The organism is Sphingomonas sp. (assembly GCF_036388215.1).
GTDB lineage: Bacteria > Pseudomonadota > Alphaproteobacteria > Sphingomonadales > Sphingomonadaceae > Sphingomonas.
In genome coordinates this window covers 1-1,573 of record NZ_DASVSH010000029.1, presented here as the reverse complement: position 1 = coordinate 1,573, position 1,573 = coordinate 1, and the positions used below count along the sequence as shown (strand labels likewise).

Sequence of the window (1,573 nt, the reverse complement as noted above, 5' to 3'; positions counted from 1 at the left end):
AGCGGCAGCAGCCTCTGCGCGCCGACCGCGAGCGCGCCGAGCACCGGGATCGCGGCAAGCAGCCCGCCCGGCTGAAAGCTGAAATACACCGCCAGCAAAGCGACGACGATGATGCCGATGCCTTCCACAATGAATCGCGGCGCATCGGTCAGGAAGTTGCCGGTCGCCCACAAACGCCGCATGTCATCCTCATGCGCGGCAAGCTTGCGTTCGAAAAGCGGCTGGGAATGCTCAAGAATGATGTCCCGCATCCCGCCCCAGCTTTCCTGGACCACCTTTAATCGTTCTGTGTGAACGGCCGAAATGCGTTGTGAATTGGCGAGGAGGACCTTCTTGGACGCAAGGCTGATGCCGACATACAGGGCGCCGACCGACAGGGTTGCGAAGCTCGCCGTGCGTGGATCGATCACGAACAGGAAAACAACGATGCAGATCGAGATAATCGCGGAGGTGAAGGCCAGCAGTACGGGCGAGACGATGCCGACGATAACGCTGTAGATCTTCTGCACGGCGGACAAGGCGACGCTGCTGTTCTGCCGGACGTAGAGTTCATACGGCTGGCGAAGCAGGCGTCGGTAGATCTCCATGCTGATGTCGTAGCCCACGCCGTACACGAACCGATAGCTGGTCCAGGCCAGCGCCAGGCGGACGATGCCTGAGAAGATCGCGGCGGCGACGAGGAGCGTGGCCGCTGGAACGACCAGATTGCCACCCGGTTCAGCCCCGAACAGCGCCAGAACGTGTTGGGCCGCCGGGAAGCGGTCGAAATAGCTCGGGTCGGCGGCAAGCGCGAGCAGCGGCAGGACAGCCCCGATCGTGACCAGCTCCGCCACCGCCCCGAACGTCATGAGAATAAGCGTGGCAACGAGCTGCAGGCGCCGGGCGCGGCCCATCAGCGCGTAGACAGCGGCGGCCCCGCTCCAGAAAATCGAGCCGGTTGCGCTCTTTTCCGCAGCGTCGGTATCGTTCATAACATCCCTTGTTCGCTGAGCGCGCCAGCCTAAGTCTCGGGCAGCCTAGTGGCCGTTCAAGCCCCGGAAATCTACCCTAAGCCGCCCGCGCCGATCTGGAGCAGCAATGAGTGAAAGCGACATCGTTCTGCCGCGGATCGAAGAAGGCGCGGAGATTCCGCGCATCATTCACCAGACCTTCCCGACCAAGAACCTCCCGCCCGCTTTGCTCGCCAATGCGGACCGGCTGCGCAGCGACAATCCCGGGTGGGACTATCGCCTGTACGACGACCTCGACATCGAAGCGCTGATCCTTGGGCATTACGGCAGCGGGATCCTCGCCGAGTACCGCAGGATCGATCCTTCCTACGGCGCGGCGCGGGCGGATCTGTTCCGCTACCTGCTGATGTATGCGGTCGGCGGCGTTTATCTCGACATCAAGAGCAGCAGCCACCGGCCCCTTGACCGGCTCCGGGAGGTGGGCGCGCGCTTTCTGCTGGCGCGCTGGGACAATCAGGCGGGGGGGCGTCACCCCAATTGGGGGCTTCACCCGGAGCTGGAGCCGTTCGGCGCCGGCGAGTTTCAGCAATGGCACATCGTCTGCGCGCCGGGTCACCCGTTTC

General features: G+C 63.8%; 2 protein-coding genes. One reads left to right on the top strand and one right to left on the bottom strand.

What is annotated here, in order from left to right; all coding sequences use genetic code 11:
* The coding region (locus tag VF617_RS10995; RefSeq protein WP_331014934.1) for an ABC transporter transmembrane domain-containing protein at positions 1-971 on the bottom strand (971 nt) is incomplete at its 3' end.
* A 106-nt stretch (positions 972-1,077) separates the two neighbouring features.
* Between VF617_RS10995 and VF617_RS10990 the strand changes: the two genes are divergently transcribed.
* The coding region (locus VF617_RS10990; protein WP_331014933.1) for a glycosyltransferase family 32 protein at positions 1,078-1,573 on the top strand (496 nt) is incomplete at its 3' end.